A 14,325-nucleotide genomic window follows, 5' to 3' on the forward strand; every position below is an offset into this window, starting at 1 on the left:
CCGTTCGGTTGTCATTGCCGCGTGGCGGCATCGAGCATGGCGTGCAGCAGCACGTTGCAGCCGGCCTCAAGGTGCTCGGGCCTCGCGTCTTCGATTTCGTTGTGGCTGATGCCGTCCTTGCACGGCACGAAGATCATCGCGGCCGGGGCGACGCGGGCCAGGTAGACTGCGTCATGGCCAGCGCCGCTGATCACCTCCATGGCGGAATGGCCGAGCCGCCGCGCGCCGCCTCGTACCGCCTCCACCAGTCGCGCATCGAACGGCTGCGGCGGAAAGTACACCACCTGCTGCAGATCGATGGCGATGCCGCTGCGCGCCGCCAATGCGGCAACCTCCCCGTGCAGCGCCGCGTCCATCGCGGATAGCACCGCGTCGTCGCCGGCGCGCAGGTCCACCGTCATCGTCACCTTGCCGGGGATGACGTTGCGCGAATCGGGATGCACGGCCAGGCAACCGACTGTGCCGCGGCCGTGCGGGGGATGGTCGAGCGCGATGCGGTTGACGATGGTCACCAGCTCCGACGCCGCCAGCAGCGCATCCTTGCGCAGCGCCATCGGCGTGGGACCCGCATGCGCTTCCATCCCGGTCAGCACTACGTCGTACCAGCGCTGTCCGAGCGCGCCGGTGACCACGCCGATGGTCGTGTCGTTTGCCTCCAGGACCGGCCCCTGCTCGATATGCGCTTCAAAGTACGCGCCGACCGGACGCGCACCGACCGGCTCCGGCCCGGCATAGCCGATGGCCTGCAGCGCCTGCCCGACGCAGATGCCATCGCGGTCGCGCTGCTGCAGCACGTCCGCCAGCGCAAACTCTCCGATGAACGCGCCCGAGCCCATCATCACCGGGACGAAGCGCGAGCCTTCCTCATTGGTCCAGACCGCGACCTCGAGCGGGGCATCGGTGACGATGCCGGCGTCAGCGAGCGTGCGCAGCACTTCGATGCCGGCGAACACACCGTAGTTGCCGTCGAACTTGCCGCCGGTCGGCTGGGTGTCGATATGGCTGCCGGTCATCACCGGTGGCAAGGCATCGTCGCGCCCGGCGCGCCGCGCAAAGATATTGCCGATGGCATCGACACGGATCGTGCATCCGGCCGCCTTGGCCTCGGCGACGAAGAAGTCGCGGCCCTGGCGGTCCAGGTCTGTCAGCGCCAGCCGGCATACGCCGCCCTTGGGCGTGGCGCCGATGGTGGCCAGGCGCATCAGGGTGTCCCACAGGCGCTCGCCGTCGATGCGCAGGTCGGCGCGCGCGCCGGCGGCCGCCGCTGCCGCGCGCGCAGCTTGCAAAGTCGTCATGTCATTCCTTGTATCGGTCGGCCGGCATTGCGGCCTGCGTGATCCCGTTTCAGGCCGCCAGGCCGACGCCGAGATAGCGGTCCTTGACCGCCTCATCGGCGCGGAACGCATCATTGCTGCCGGTGTAGACCACCCTGCCCTGCTCGATGATCACGTGGCGGTCGGCCAGCTGCGTGCAGACCTCGAGGTTCTGCTCCACCAGCAGGATCGGCACACCGGCCGCCTTGATGACCTTGAGCTGCGCCACGATCTCTTCCACGATCACCGGTGCCAGCCCTTCGACCGGCTCGTCGAGCATCAGCAGGCGCGGATGGTTCATCATGGCGCGCCCGATGGCGAGCATCTGCTGTTCGCCGCCGGACAGCTGCGCGCCGCCATTGCCGCGCCGCTCGCGCAGGCGCGGGAAGATGCGGTAGATATCCTGCAACTGCCACGGCGAACCGCTGCGCGCGGCCAGCTTGAGGTTTTCTTCCACCGTCAGCAGCTTGAAGATGCCGCGGTGCTCGGGCACCAGGCACAGGCCTTCGGCGGCAATCCGGTGCGGCGCCATGCCGGCAACGTCCCGGCCGCGGAAGATGACACGCCCGCCCCGGGGTTGGACGATGCCGGAGATGGCCTTGAGCGTGGTCGACTTGCCTGCGCCGTTACGCCCCAGCAGCGTCACCAGTTCGCCTTCGCCGACCGCCAGCGATACACCTTGCAGCACATGGCTCTTGCCGTAGTAGCCATGTATCTCTTGTACGTCGAGCATCATCCCTTGCCTCCGGTAATCATGTTGCCGAGATAGGCGGCGCGCACGCGCGGGTCGCCGCGCACGACTGCGGGCGGCCCTTCCATCAGCACCTTGCCTTGCTGCATCACCGTGACGGTGTCTGAGATATCCATGACGATGTCCATGTTGTGTTCGATCAGCACGACCGTGTGGTCTGCGGCCAGCCCGCGGATCAGCCGTTTCATCGCGCCGAGATCGTCGACACCCATGCCCGACGTCGGCTCGTCCAGGAAGATCGCGCGCGGACGCGCGGCCAGCGCCATGCCGACCTCCAGGCGCCGCTGCTGGCCGTGTGACAGCACGCCCGCTGCGCTATCGGCGACGCGCGTCAGTTCCAGCCGTTCGAGCACCTGGTCGACGATCCCGCCGCAGGCAAGCTCACCAACCGGCAAACCCCATCCGCTCATGGCTTTGCGCGGCGACGTGCCCAACGCGGCGAGGCGCAGGTTCTCGCGCACCGGCAGGCTCGGGAACAGGCTGGTGACCTGGAACGAGCGCGCGATACCGCGCTGGACCCGCTGGTAGTCGGCTTCTGCCGTGACGTCCTTGCCGTCGAAGACGATGCGGCCCGCGCTGACTTCCTTCGTGCCGGTCAGCATGTGGAACAGCGTGGTCTTGCCGGCGCCGTTGGGGCCGATCACGGAATGGATCGTGCCCGGCATCACGCGCAGGTCGACCCCGCCCAGCGCCATGAACTTGCCATACTGCTTGACGATGCCGGTGGCTTCAAGGATGGGGGTGGTGGTAATGCTCATGCGCGTTCCTCCTGCGTGACGGGCGCGCGGCGTACGCCGCGCAGGCGATCCCATACCGTGGCACCCAGCCCCCACAGCCCGCGCTGCATGAACAGGCTGACAGCAATCAGCAGGAAACCGAGCAGCATCAGCCAGCGCGGCCACAGCGTGGACAGCCAGTCGGCCAGCAGCACATAGAAGGCGGCGCCCAGCACTGACGCGAAGATGTTGCCGGTGCCGCCGATCACGGTCATCACCAGGATCATTTCGCTGGCGTGGTAGTCGATATTGGTCAGCGGCGCGATGCCGGTGAGCATGGCGTGCAGCGCGCCGGCCAGCCCGGTGACCGCGCCGGAAACCATGAACGCCAGCAGCTTGAACGCCTTGACGTTGTAGCCGACAGCCAAGGCACGCTCTTCGTTGTCGCGGATCGCCAGCAGCGTGCGGCCCAGCACAGACTCGGTCACGCGCAGCACCGCAAGGAAGACCGCCAGGAACAGCACCGCGACGAAACCATAGAACTGCCACGGCGATGCCAGCGGCACCAGCGCATTACCGGCTATGGACAAGGGCGGTCGCGGGATGTCCAGCAGGCCGTTGTCGCCGCCGGTGATGCCGGGCGCCGTATAGGCCAGGAAGTAGAACATCTGCGCAAACGCCAGCGTCAGCATCACGAAGTAGGTGCCGCGTTGGCGGATCGCAAACCAGCCCACCAGCGCCGCCGCCGACGCGCCGATCGCGATCGCCAGCAGCAGCGCCAGCGGCATCGGCAGGCTTGCGCGGGTCAGCGCCAGCCCCACGGCATAGCTACCCAGGCCGAAGAAGATCCCCTGACCGAACGACAGCAGGCCGGTGTAGCCGAGCAGCAGATTGCACGCCATGGCGGCCATCGCGTAAATCAGCACTTCAGTGGCAAGCGTGCCGGAGCGCATGGTCAGCGGCAGCAGCAGCGTGACGGCAAGTGCCAGCCACCAGAAGCGGTAGCGCAAGAACCCTTGTTTCTGCGTAGCCATCATCCCCTCCCCAGCAAGCCATGCGGACGCAGCAGCAGCACCGCGGCCATGGCGACATAGATCATCAGCCGCGCGCCTTCCGGCCACAGCGTGCTCATCAGGCTCTGCACCACGCCAACCAGCAAGCCGCCCACCAGCGCCCCGGTGAAGCTGCCCATGCCTCCTACCACGACCACGATGAAGGCCACGCCCAGCGCCTCGACGCCCATGAACGGCTCGGCGCCGCGGATCGGTGCGGCCAGCACGCCGGCGATCGCCGCAGTGGCGGCGCCGAGCGCGAACATCAGGCTGAACAGGCGGAACACGTTGATGCCGAGCAGCGACACCATCTCGGTGGATTCACTGCCCGCGCGCACCGCGCTGCCCAGGCGCGTGCCTTCCAGCAGCCACCACAGGCCGATGGCGAGCAGGCCGGTAAAGCCGATCACGAACAGGCGGTACTTGGGATAGACGAAGTCGCCCCACATCACCACGCCCTGCAGCGCATCCGGCGGCGGCACGTCGACGCCGAGCGGCCCCCAGCCGACGATGATGAGCTCCTGGATGGCCAGGGCCAGGCCAACCGTGACCAGGATGTGGAACTCGTGCGGCTGCGCATAGACGTGGCGCAGCATGAGCTTCTCGGTCAACCAGGCCAGCGCGCCGATGACGATCGGTGCGAGTACCAGCGCCACCCAGAAGTTCATCCCGATCTGCAGAGCCTGAAAGCAGAGGTAGGCACCCAGCGCATAGAAGGCGCCATGCGCGAAATTGACGAAGCGCAACAGGCCGAAAACGATCGACAGTCCTACCGCCAGCAGGAAGTAGAGCATGCCTATCCCGACGCCGTTGATCACCTGCAACAGATAGACGTTCATGAGTCGTACGGATGTAGGAAGCCGCCACGCCGCGCGGAACTGCGCGGCATGGTGCTTCGGTGTGCTTCAGTGTTTATCTGCCGGGGCGGCGGCCCCGCGCAATGTCAGGGCATCAGGCCATCTTGCACTGGGTCTGGTCGACCGGCAGGAAGGCCTTGCCGACGCTCACGACCTCCGCGTAATCGTCCTTGTCCTTCATGCGCGCCTTGGCCTTGCCCTTGAGCAGGTAGTAGTTCTTCAGGACCTGATGGTCAGCGGCGCGGATTTCCTCCGGCCCTGTCAGGCCCTCGTACTTCATGCCTTCGAGCGCAGCGACCACGGCCTTCGGGTCGGCGCTGCCGGCCTTGATCATGCCGTCCACCATGATCTTGGTGCAGATGTAGGAGCCTGCCAGGCTGTAGTTGGGATTGGCCTTGAACTTGTCGTGGGTGCGCTTGACGAGTTCGCGGTTCAGCGGCGTATCCACGCCGTGCCAGTACTGCGCTCCGAAATAAACGCCCTCGCACAGGTCGGCGCCAAGCGACTCGAACTGCTCCAGCCCCGAAGCCCATGCCAGCAGGATGGTGGTGTTCTTCTTCATGCCGAAGCTGACGGCCTGGCGTAGCGTATCGGCGGACTGCGAGCCAAAGTTCAGGATCAGCAGCACGTCTGGCTTGGCGGCCAGCGCATTGGTCAGGTAGCCGCTGAATTCCTTCTCGGTCAGGGCGTGGTAGCTGTTGCCCACGTGCTCGATGCCCTTCTCCTTGAAGATCGCCTTTGCTGCCGACAGCAGCCCGTCGCCAAACACATATTGCGGCGTGATGGTGTACCAGCGCTTGGCCTTGGGCATCGATTCGATCAGGGGCCGCACGGTGCGCTCGATCGCGCCGAAGGTCGGCACCGACCAGCGGAAGGTGGCGCGGTTGCAGTCCTTGCCGGTGATCTCGTCGGCCCCCGCGGTGGTAACGAACACGCCGCCAAATTTTTCCGCCTCCTTGCCCATGGCCAGCGATTCGGACGACAGGATGCCGCCCGCGAAATAGCGCGCCGCCTTCTGCTGCGCCAGTTCCTGCACCTTGCGCACCGCGGTGGCGGGCTTGCCTTCGGTATCGAGCACGCTGTAGCGCAGCGGCCTGCCCAGCACCTGGCCGTACTGGTCAAGGGCGAGCCGCATGCCCAGGTCGGCAAATTTTCCATTGGCGGCGAAGGCGCCCGACATGGGCACCGGACAGCCGAATTCCAGGGCCTCGCCCGCGGCAAAGACGCTACGGGCATGGATCAGGGATGTGGGGACAGCAGACACAGCCGCCAGTTTTAGCAGGTCACGACGATTCAAGGCTCACTCCTCGGTATGTGGGGATTGGGCTGCACGGGGCGAAAGTCTGGACAACACCATGTGGCGCTGCACCGTCTCCCCGACATGCTGGTGACTTCGCCCGGCGCCGACATGGCCGAGCAAGAATCGAACCTGTTTATCCTATTTATACGTATAAATAGAATAGAATCATCTTAGGAGTCGGCCGGAACCGTTGTCAATAATGGAAAGGTCAGGGTTTACACACCCTCTGCGAAGGACACATGCGAACCCCCGTATTGCCTCATTGGCGGGACAAAAAAGGTGAGAGAGCGGTCTAGCCATGTTTGCCAACCGGGCAGCATGCACTGAGAGGGGGCAAGCCGGCTGCGCGCACATGGCGCTGCCCCGCTTGGCTAGAATGCAAACGCCCAAGCCTCGATGGCTTGGGCGCATGACAAGGAAAGAGCAATGGCGATGTTTCGGGAGGGCAAGACTGGCGCCATCGAGATCCGCAAGCAAAAGCGCGCGGACCTGGTGGCAGAAGAACTCAAGCGGCTGATTACCCAGCGCAACCTGCGCCCTGGCGACAAGCTGCCGCATGAGGTCAAGCTGCAGCAGATGTTCTCTGTCAGCAAGAGCACGATCCGCGAGGCGCTCAAGTCGCTGGAAGTGCAGGGCCTGATTCGGGTTAGCACCGGGCCGACGGGCGGGGGCACGATCGTGGAAGTCCCGCTGGACCGCACCTTCCAGCTCATGCAGAACTACCTGTTCTTCAAGGACGTCGGCATTGCCGACATCTATACCGTGCGCCGACTGCTGGAGCCGGAGCTTGCCGCCGGCGCGGTGCCACACCTCACAGAGGACGATTTCAAGGCGCTGGAACGCACCATCGACCTGTGCGACCCGGCATCGGCCGCGGCCGCGACTCCGCTGCTGGACCAGCGCCAGGAAGACCTGACCTTCCACGACATCCTTGCCGCGGCCAATCCCAACCCGATGCTGCGGTTTTCCTGCGAGTTGATCAACGAGATGATCCGTCAGTTGGTGGTGTTCGGCAACGACACCCCTGCCTGCGAGCATGAGAAATTCGGCGCTGCCAACGTCAAGTTCCACAAGCGCATTGTCGAGGCGGCACGCGAGCGCGACGCCGAGACGGTACGCACGTTAATGTCAGCCCATATGGAAGAGTGCACGCATTACGTCACGCGCATGAACGGACGGGTACATGGCCGCCTGGTGCTCGACTCCGAAATGCCCCGGCGCGGCCGGACGCTGCCGGCAGACCACGACGAGCTTGAATGAAGGGGGGAGCCGATAACCGCCGCAGCACTACCCGCGTCCAGACTTTCACGGTTGAGGGCGGTACACCCAAGCGTATGCAAATACTAGCGACTAGCGAGCTGAGGTCTTTTTTGCGGCGCGCGTACGAGCAGCCTTTCGGGCCGCTTCGGAGCGACCGGCAGCACCCTTCGTGCTGGCAGCCTTCCTGGCTGCAGCCGAGCGCTCGGCCGCCGTGCGCTTGCTTGCCGCGCCCACGGCCTGCGCGGACAGCGCCTTAGGAGAAGCGCCGGCTGTGCTCTCGCGCTTGAGTGCCTTGAGCGTAGCGCTGGGAGCGCTTGGCAGTGCTTTCTGAACTCGCACGTCGCGGTGCAGCCTTAGCGGCGGCGGACTTCGTTTCGGCCTTGGTGGCGCCCTTCTTCGGCGGAACATCGACTCCAGCGCGGCGCGCCTCCGACAAGCCGATCGCTATGGCTTGCTTGGCCGAGCGCACGCCGTGCTTACCTTTTCGCACAGCTTCGCTTCATCTCAACCAAGCCCGGGAATACCGGGCATAACTGCCGCCTTCATGTCGGATTTCGCTGACAGGCCGCGGGCGCATGACGGACAAAGGCCGTCTCAAACCACGTACAAGCGGCCTGGCAAAAAGCCGACAGCATTTTCGGCACTGTGATGATTTCGGCATCGGCGGCCGACAACAATACTTCAGGCATAAGACAGGCATAAGCGGGACACAGGAGTGCTGGCGCCCGGCCAGAAACCGGCGCCCCAAATTAGGAGCGAGCAGCGCCACGAATCAACAAGGGGAAAGCGATGAGCGACGACCACCACATCGGACATGCACAGCGCCTTGCAGCAATCGCCGCGGACATTCCTCTTGGCGCGCATCTGAAAACGGACCGGCGGGGCTATATTCACCATGGTATTTATGCCGGCAACGGCGAAGTCCTGCACTATGCCGGCTTCAAAGGCTTCCTGCGTTGCGGCCCGGTCGAAAGGACTTCTCTCGCCGACTTTGCCGACGGCTACGGCTTCCGCCTCGCGCGGGCCGCGCAAGCCAGATACCCCGGATCAGAGATCGTACGGCGCGCAAGGGCGCGGCTAGGAGAAGACGATTACCGCCTTCTTACCAATAACTGCGAGCACTTTTGTACGTGGTGCCTGACTGGGGAAAGCCGCAGCGAGCAGGTGGAGTCGCTGCTGAGTCACCCATGGCGGGCGCTCCTGGCTATTGTCGAATGGACGGGAGCAGGCATTGCTGCTCGCCTCGCGCTACCGGTGCATAGCCCGTCAATGCAGCAACTCGGGCAGCAACGCGACGACCCGCATGCTGGCGCTCAGTCCCTTGACCAGGCCCGAACAGATTATTGTGGTTTTTGAAACCGATCATTGTTCGGGTAAGGGTTTACCGCTCCAAGGGAAATCCCTAATATCGCACCCATTGAATGCCGCGGAAGCACTGAACCAAACGGAATGGCATTCACCAGTTTGAAGAAAGAGGTGAGCCATGCATACCAATCTCCGTGCCCTACTCGCTGTCGCCGCGCTCGCTGCCACGTTCGCGGCGGCCCCCGTGTTTGCTAAGAGTGGTAAATTCGATACTTACACTGACGGCGCGCGGGCTGGAAAGTACGATGTTTATACTGACGGCGCAAAAAGCGGCAAATTCGACACTTATACGGACGGCGCCAGGTACTACATTGCGTCCGACCGCGCCCCGCTCTAAGGGCTGTTTCCCGATCGGGGGACACCTCCCCAAATCCGGTCCCGCTCCAATCCCCACACTTCTCCAGAGTGTGGGGATTTTGCTTTTGGGGAACCGGGACTTTCAGACCGTCGACACGGAGCGTCCAGGGACAGAGTTTATTTTCCTGGGCGGCATATGAAGGTCGCCCACGGGCAGCGTCGGACGTCGTCAAAGGTGCCGGTCGGGGCCCTCGGCCATCCGAATCCGTCCGATCCGGCATAATCCCGGGCGAACCATGGCGATACGGGATTGAATTAGGTAATGCAAATGAAGCCGGACATCTCTCGCGAAGAGAGCTCACAAAGCACGGACAGGGGCGACGACTGCCCCTTGCGCTGGTTCGACGCGGATCGGGGCGCATTCGAATCGCTCGAGCGATGGATCGCCGAGCATCCGGCGGATTTCTTTGCGGGCGAGCGCTTTGATCCGGTTGGCGCGTGCGCCACACGCGAGGCGGTGTTCGCGTCGGTTGAGCTGCCCGAGACTCCGGCATCGCCGCAAGCGCATGCCGATCATCTGCTCAACGACGTGTTTCGGCACGTGATGCCCGTGGCATCGCCAACGTTCGTCGGACACATGACGTCATCGCTGCCGTCATTCATGCCTTCGCTGGCCAAGGTGGTGGCAGCGCTAAACCAGAACGTCGTGAAGCTCGAGACGTCGGGCGCGCTGACAGGGCTCGAGCGCCAGGTCATCGGCATGCTGCACAAGCTGGTGTTTGCCCAGGACAGCGCGTTCTATGCGAGATGGCTGCACGATGCCGACCACGCGCTCGGCGCGATCTGTTCCGGCGGCACGGTCGCCAACCTCACCGCGCTATGGGCGAGCCGCAACAACTTGCTGGGCGCGCGTGATGGCTTCGCCGGCATCCATCGCGCCGGACTGATGGCTGCGCTACGCCATTACGGCCATGACGGGCTTGCCATCGTTGTCTCGGAGCGCGGGCACTACTCGTTGGGCAAGGCAGCCGATGTCCTTGGCATCGGGCGCGACAATCTCGTACCGGTCGGGGTCGATGCAGACGGTCGCATGCGCATCGACCTGCTCCGCCACACCATGCGTGACCTGCAGCAGCGCAACATCCGGCCGATGGCAATCGTCGGCATAGCGGGGACGACGGAGACAGGCGCGGTCGATCCGCTCGACGCGATTGCAGATGTTGCTCAGGAGGCCGGCTGTCATTTCCACGTGGATGCGGCATGGGGCGGCGCAACCCTGCTGTCGGAGCGCGAGCGCTGGCGCTTCGCGGGCATCGAGCGTGCCGATTCCGTCGTCATCGATGCGCACAAGCAGTTCTACGTGCCGATGGGTGCGGGCATGGTGCTGTTTCGCAGCCCGGCGTGGACGCAGGAAATCATCCAGCAAGCGAATTACATCGTGCGCAAGGGCTCGGTGGACCTGGGGCGCCATACGCTCGAAGGATCGCGCGGCGCGGCGGCGGTCATGCTCTATGCGAACCTGCATCTGCTCGGTCGCAAAGGGTTGGCGCAGCTGATCGATCGTAGCATCGATAACGCCCGCTACTTTGCATCCCTGATTGCGCAGCAGCCGGATTTCGAGCTCGACAGCCACCCGCAGCTTTGCATCCTGACCTATCGCCATGTGCCCGAGACCGTGCGTGCCGCGCTGGCAACGGCTTCGGCCGACCGGCGCGAGAAGATCCTGGACGCGCTGGATGCGCTGACCATCAGCATCCAGGAAATGCAGCGCGATGCCGGCCGCTCGTTCGTATCGCGCACGCAGTTGACGTCGACACAGTGGGGTGGCCGCCCGATTGCCGTGTTCCGCGTGGTGCTGGCCAACCCGGATACGACGCATGCCATCCTGCAGGACATCCTCGACGAACAGCGCGCGCTGGCGGCGGCCAGCCCGTGCATGGCGCCACTGATGGCGCTGGTGGGCGCGCCGGACACCGCGTGAGGCATTTGCAGGTGGCACTGCGAGTCAGTGGGTGACCGACACCACTTGCCCGGAAAAGTCTTCCAGAATGCACTTCTGGTAAACCTGTGCAACCACCGCTGCCCGAACGCCCTTGGCGGGGTCGCGTCCCATCGCTTCGAGCGTCTCCCACACCCATCCGGGGCTGACGACATTCACGCGAATTTTGCCTTGCAGTTCGAGCGCTGCAGTCCGCCCGAACGCCTCGACGCCGGCGTTCACGGTGCTCACGGCGGCACCACCGAGCATTGGATGCTGCGCGAGGGTGCCACTGGTGAGCGTGACCGACCCGCCCTGGGAGATGTAGGGAACCCCATACCGCACAAGGTTGACCTGCCCCATCAGCTTATTGGCGAGGCTGAATGCAAAATCATCGTCAGTCAGGGCGTCCAGTGGGGCGAATTTCGCGGTGCCCCCTACGCAGACCACGGCGTCAACCGTGCCCAGTTGTCTGTACATCGCCAGAATCGACTGCTTGTCGGAGATGTCCACGGAGAGCGCCGAAGACCCACGACTGGCCCCTATCACGTCATGCTCGTCCGACAATAAGGCCGTAATTTCTTTCCCAAGGAGCCCTGTGGCTCCAATGACCAGTATGCGCATACGTCCCCCTGATAGCAGATGACGGGCGGTAGTGAATGGCCCTCAGTACCTAACCCGTTTTGCCGTAGAAGGCCCGCGCCTCGTCAGCCTTTGCCCAAGATCGCCATTGCCTTGTTCGCATCGTCGAGCGAGTCCACTGACACGTACGCGACGAACTGTACCCCGATGACGGAGGCAGAGAATCCGCGTAGATTGATTCCGCCTTCCGCAAGCTTGCGGGTCAGTTCCGCCACGATGCCGGGCCGGTCCCCGCCCATGATACGCACCGAGTGCAGGCTGTGCGTGACATTGAAGCCGACCTGGGCAGCTGCACGGATTTCCCTGTCATTCTGCAGCGGTGTCACGAACACGACACCCTTGCCGGGATCCTCCGGCGTGCGGCGCGCAATCGCGAATTGCAGGTCCGCGCCGGCATCGCGCAGGGCCTCCAGTACCTCCGCGAGGCCGCCGGGCCGGTCCGGTATGCTTGCCGCCCAAACGTCCACGCGTTCCACAAGAAGATCGTTGGTCATTGCTGATTCTCCAATGCCCCCAATACGAATCTAGCGTATCGCGGCCGACAGGCAAGCTCTGGGCTCGGCGGACAGCGGCGGCCGATTCCCTGGCAACTCCCCGTGCCCGGACTTAATATGGACTAGTCGTTATTTCAGGCGGCTATCGCAGGATAGTGGCACCTGCCTGGATGGATGTCATGGAAAGTGAAGGGGAATCGTCATGCCTGAAGACAAAGCGCCACATCATGCTACACAGCAGGAATCGGCCGATGTGTCCGAGGCGGAAATCGCGGTCCATTGGCCCGAGGAAGACTATGTCCCGCCGCCCGCGCAGTTCATTGCGCAGGCCAATCTGACCGATCCGCGCATTTTCGAACGCTTCTCCCTCGATCGCTTCCCCGAGTGCTTCAAGGAGTTCGCAGACCTGCTGGACTGGTACAAGTATTGGGAAACGACGCTGGATACCAGCAACCCGCCTTTCTGGCGCTGGTTCGTCGGCGGCAGGATCAACGCCTGCCACAACTGCGTGGACCGCCACCTTGCTGCGTATGGGAACAAGACCGCGATTCATTTCGTGCCCGAGCCGGAGCATGAGTCGGTGCATCACCTCACCTACCAGGAGCTCTTTGTTCGCGTCAACGAGCTGGCCGCCCTGCTGCGCGATTTCTGCGGCCTGAAAGCTGGCGACCGCGTCACGCTGCATATGCCCATGGTGGCCGAACTGCCCATCACCATGCTTGCATGCGCGCGCATCGGCGTGATTCATTCACAGGTATTCAGCGGCTTCAGCGGCAAGGCCTGCGCCGAGCGCATCGCGGACTCCGAGAGCCGGCTGCTAATCACCATGGACGCCTATTACCGCGGCGGTGAATTGCTCGATCACAAGGAAAAGGCCGACATCGCCGTGGCAGAGGCCGCCAGCGCCGGTCAGCAGGTCGAGAAGGTCCTGATCTGGCAGCGCTACCCGGGCAAGTATTCCAGCGCCGCCATGCTGGTGGAGGGCCGCGATCTCATTCTCAATGACATGCTCGCCGGTTTCCGCGGCAGGCGTGTCGAGCCCGAGCCGATGCCGGCCGAGGCACCGCTGTTCCTGATGTACACGAGCGGCACCACGGGCCGGCCCAAGGGCTGCCAGCATTCCACCGGCGGCTATCTGTCCTATGTGGCGTGGACCTCGAAGTACATCCAGGATATCCACCCCGAGGACGTCTACTGGTGCATGGCCGATATTGGCTGGATCACCGGGCATTCCTACATCGTCTATGGCCCGCTCGCCCTCGCCGCCTCGTCTGTCGTCTACGAGGGCGTGCCGACCTGGCCCGACGCCGGCCGACCCTGGCGTATTGCGGAAGGCCTTGGCGTCAATATCTTCCACACCTCGCCCACCGCAATCCGCGCGCTGCGGCGCAACGGGCCCGACGAGCCGGCGAAATACAACTACCACTTCAAGCACATGACCACGGTGGGCGAGCCGATCGAGCCCGAAGTCTGGAAGTGGTACCACCGCGAAGTCGGCAAGGGCGAAGCGGTCATCGTGGACACCTGGTGGCAAACCGAGAATGGCGGTTTCCTCTGCAGCACGCTGCCGGGCATCCACCCGATGAAGCCCGGCAGCACGGGCCCGGCGATCCCGGGCATCCATCCGGTGATCTTTGACGAGGAAGGCAAGGAGGTCCCGGCCGGCTCGGGTAAGGCGGGCAATATCTGCATCCGCAATCCCTGGCCGGGCATATTCCAGACCGTCTGGAAGGATCCGGACCGCTACGTGCGCCAGTACTATGCGCGCTATTGCAGGAATCCCGACAGCAAGGACTGGCGCGACTGGCCGTATATGGCGGGCGATGGGGCAATGCAGGCGGCGGACGGCTACTTTCGAATCCTTGGCCGCATCGACGACGTGATCAACGTCTCCGGCCATCGCCTCGGCACCAAGGAGATCGAATCGGCCGCGCTGCTGGTGCCCGAGGTCGCCGAGGCGGCGGTGGTGCCGGTGGCCGACGAGGTCAAGGGCAAGGTGCCTGATCTCTATGTGTCGCTCAAGCCGGGACTGTCGCCTTCCGCCAAGATCGCGAACAAAGTCTCGGCCTCGGTGGTGTCCCAGATCGGCGCCATTGCGCGTCCGCATCGGGTCGTGATTGTTCCCGACATGCCCAAGACACGCTCGGGCAAGATCATGCGCCGCGTGCTGGCAGCGATCTCCAACCGGCAGGAACCTGGCGACGTGTCCACGCTTGCCAATCCGGAGGTCGTCGACAAGATCAGGGAGCAGGCAACATAGGACGGCTGCGGCGGACAATGTCCGGCGGCACTGTCCGGTT

General features: G+C 64.1%; 13 protein-coding genes and 1 pseudogene. 5 read left to right on the forward strand and 9 right to left on the reverse strand.

Annotated features, from left to right (window positions below; genetic code table 11):
- Positions 1-11: 11 nt before the first annotated feature.
- The 6 genes from ACAD63_RS13135 to ACAD63_RS13160 all read right to left on the reverse strand — a co-directional run bounded on the left by ACAD63_RS13135 (position 12) and on the right by ACAD63_RS13160 (position 5,986).
- A complete protein-coding gene (locus tag ACAD63_RS13135; protein WP_434032794.1) occupies positions 12-1,295 on the reverse strand; it encodes a Zn-dependent hydrolase in 1,284 nt (427 codons plus the stop codon).
- Positions 1,296-1,344: 49 nt separating this feature from the next.
- The gene (locus tag ACAD63_RS13140) at positions 1,345-2,049 is read right to left on the reverse strand and encodes an ABC transporter ATP-binding protein (RefSeq protein ID WP_135705187.1); all 705 of its coding nucleotides are present in this window, start codon (positions 2,047-2,049) and stop codon (positions 1,345-1,347) included.
- Positions 2,046-2,822: an ABC transporter ATP-binding protein gene (locus tag ACAD63_RS13145; RefSeq protein ID WP_434032795.1), complete on the reverse strand. Its 777-nt coding sequence runs from the start codon at positions 2,820-2,822 to the stop codon at positions 2,046-2,048. Before ACAD63_RS13145 ends, ACAD63_RS13140 begins: the two co-directional genes overlap by 4 nt.
- Positions 2,819-3,814, reverse strand: coding sequence for a branched-chain amino acid ABC transporter permease (locus tag ACAD63_RS13150; RefSeq protein ID WP_133098294.1), 996 nt, complete (start codon positions 3,812-3,814; stop codon positions 2,819-2,821). The genes ACAD63_RS13145 and ACAD63_RS13150 overlap by 4 nt, the downstream gene beginning before the upstream one ends.
- Complete coding sequence (locus ACAD63_RS13155; RefSeq protein ID WP_135705186.1) at positions 3,814-4,671, reverse strand: branched-chain amino acid ABC transporter permease; 858 nt, start codon at positions 4,669-4,671, stop codon at positions 3,814-3,816. Before ACAD63_RS13155 ends, ACAD63_RS13150 begins: the two co-directional genes overlap by 1 nt.
- A 112-nt stretch (positions 4,672-4,783) precedes the next feature.
- Entirely contained in the window at positions 4,784-5,986 is a 1,203-nt protein-coding gene (locus ACAD63_RS13160; protein WP_133098268.1) for an ABC transporter substrate-binding protein, read from the reverse strand.
- 429 nt (positions 5,987-6,415) lie between these two features.
- Here ACAD63_RS13160 and ACAD63_RS13165 point away from each other — a divergent pair, with 429 nt between their 5' ends.
- Positions 6,416-7,249, forward strand: a complete 834-nt coding sequence (locus ACAD63_RS13165; protein ID WP_133098267.1) for a FadR/GntR family transcriptional regulator — start codon at positions 6,416-6,418, stop codon at positions 7,247-7,249.
- 90 nt (positions 7,250-7,339) lie between these two features.
- On the opposite strand, the pseudogene ACAD63_RS13170 reads toward ACAD63_RS13165, so the two are convergent.
- Positions 7,340-7,745, reverse strand: a pseudogene (locus tag ACAD63_RS13170) (DUF6496 domain-containing protein); the annotation flags it as partial.
- A 293-nt stretch (positions 7,746-8,038) separates the two neighbouring features.
- Between ACAD63_RS13170 and ACAD63_RS13175 the strand changes: the two are divergent.
- The 3 genes from ACAD63_RS13175 to panP all read left to right on the forward strand — a co-directional run bounded on the left by ACAD63_RS13175 (position 8,039) and on the right by panP (position 10,892).
- Positions 8,039-8,605: a lecithin retinol acyltransferase family protein gene (locus tag ACAD63_RS13175; protein ID WP_434032796.1), complete on the forward strand. Its 567-nt coding sequence runs from the start codon at positions 8,039-8,041 to the stop codon at positions 8,603-8,605.
- Between the two features lie 127 nt (positions 8,606-8,732).
- Positions 8,733-8,951: a hypothetical protein gene (locus ACAD63_RS13180; protein WP_133098266.1), complete on the forward strand. Its 219-nt coding sequence runs from the start codon at positions 8,733-8,735 to the stop codon at positions 8,949-8,951.
- A 288-nt stretch (positions 8,952-9,239) separates the two neighbouring features.
- Positions 9,240-10,892 (forward strand): pyridoxal-dependent aspartate 1-decarboxylase PanP, encoded by a 1,653-nt coding sequence (gene panP, locus ACAD63_RS13185; protein ID WP_434032797.1) that lies wholly within the window; start codon positions 9,240-9,242, stop codon positions 10,890-10,892.
- A 24-nt stretch (positions 10,893-10,916) separates the two neighbouring features.
- Here panP and ACAD63_RS13190 read toward each other — a convergent pair whose 3' ends face one another.
- Positions 10,917-11,513, reverse strand: a complete 597-nt coding sequence (locus tag ACAD63_RS13190; protein ID WP_135705183.1) for a short chain dehydrogenase — start codon at positions 11,511-11,513, stop codon at positions 10,917-10,919.
- A gap of 83 nt (positions 11,514-11,596) precedes the next feature.
- Positions 11,597-12,025, reverse strand: coding sequence for an ACT domain-containing protein (locus ACAD63_RS13195; RefSeq protein ID WP_133098263.1), 429 nt, complete (start codon positions 12,023-12,025; stop codon positions 11,597-11,599).
- Between the two features lie 202 nt (positions 12,026-12,227).
- Between ACAD63_RS13195 and acs the strand changes: the two genes are divergently transcribed.
- A complete protein-coding gene (acs, locus tag ACAD63_RS13200) occupies positions 12,228-14,285 on the forward strand; it encodes an acetate--CoA ligase (RefSeq protein ID WP_434032798.1) in 2,058 nt (685 codons plus the stop codon).
- Positions 14,286-14,325: the final 40 nt, after the last annotated feature.

The sequence above is a fragment of the Cupriavidus sp. a3 genome, from assembly GCF_051015765.1.
Lineage (GTDB): Bacteria > Pseudomonadota > Gammaproteobacteria > Burkholderiales > Burkholderiaceae > Cupriavidus > Cupriavidus oxalaticus_A.

Bases quoted from the DNA above. Each gene is read 5' to 3' on its own strand.
- ACAD63_RS13135 (WP_434032794.1), bottom strand. From the start codon at position 1,295: ATGACGACTTTGCAAGCTGCGCGCGCGGCAGCGGCGGCCGCCGGCGCG.
- ACAD63_RS13140 (WP_135705187.1), bottom strand. From the start codon at position 2,049: ATGATGCTCGACGTACAAGAGATACATGGCTACTACGGCAAGAGCCAT.
- ACAD63_RS13145 (WP_434032795.1), bottom strand. From the start codon at position 2,822: ATGAGCATTACCACCACCCCCATCCTTGAAGCCACCGGCATCGTCAAG.
- ACAD63_RS13150 (WP_133098294.1), bottom strand. From the start codon at position 3,814: ATGGCTACGCAGAAACAAGGGTTCTTGCGCTACCGCTTCTGGTGGCTG.
- ACAD63_RS13155 (WP_135705186.1), bottom strand. From the start codon at position 4,671: ATGAACGTCTATCTGTTGCAGGTGATCAACGGCGTCGGGATAGGCATG.
- ACAD63_RS13165 (WP_133098267.1), top strand. From the start codon at position 6,416: ATGGCGATGTTTCGGGAGGGCAAGACTGGCGCCATCGAGATCCGCAAG.
- ACAD63_RS13175 (WP_434032796.1), top strand. From the start codon at position 8,039: ATGAGCGACGACCACCACATCGGACATGCACAGCGCCTTGCAGCAATC.
- ACAD63_RS13180 (WP_133098266.1), top strand. From the start codon at position 8,733: ATGCATACCAATCTCCGTGCCCTACTCGCTGTCGCCGCGCTCGCTGCC.
- panP (WP_434032797.1), top strand. From the start codon at position 9,240: ATGAAGCCGGACATCTCTCGCGAAGAGAGCTCACAAAGCACGGACAGG.
- ACAD63_RS13190 (WP_135705183.1), bottom strand. From the start codon at position 11,513: ATGCGCATACTGGTCATTGGAGCCACAGGGCTCCTTGGGAAAGAAATT.
- ACAD63_RS13195 (WP_133098263.1), bottom strand. From the start codon at position 12,025: ATGACCAACGATCTTCTTGTGGAACGCGTGGACGTTTGGGCGGCAAGC.
- acs (WP_434032798.1), top strand. From the start codon at position 12,228: ATGCCTGAAGACAAAGCGCCACATCATGCTACACAGCAGGAATCGGCC.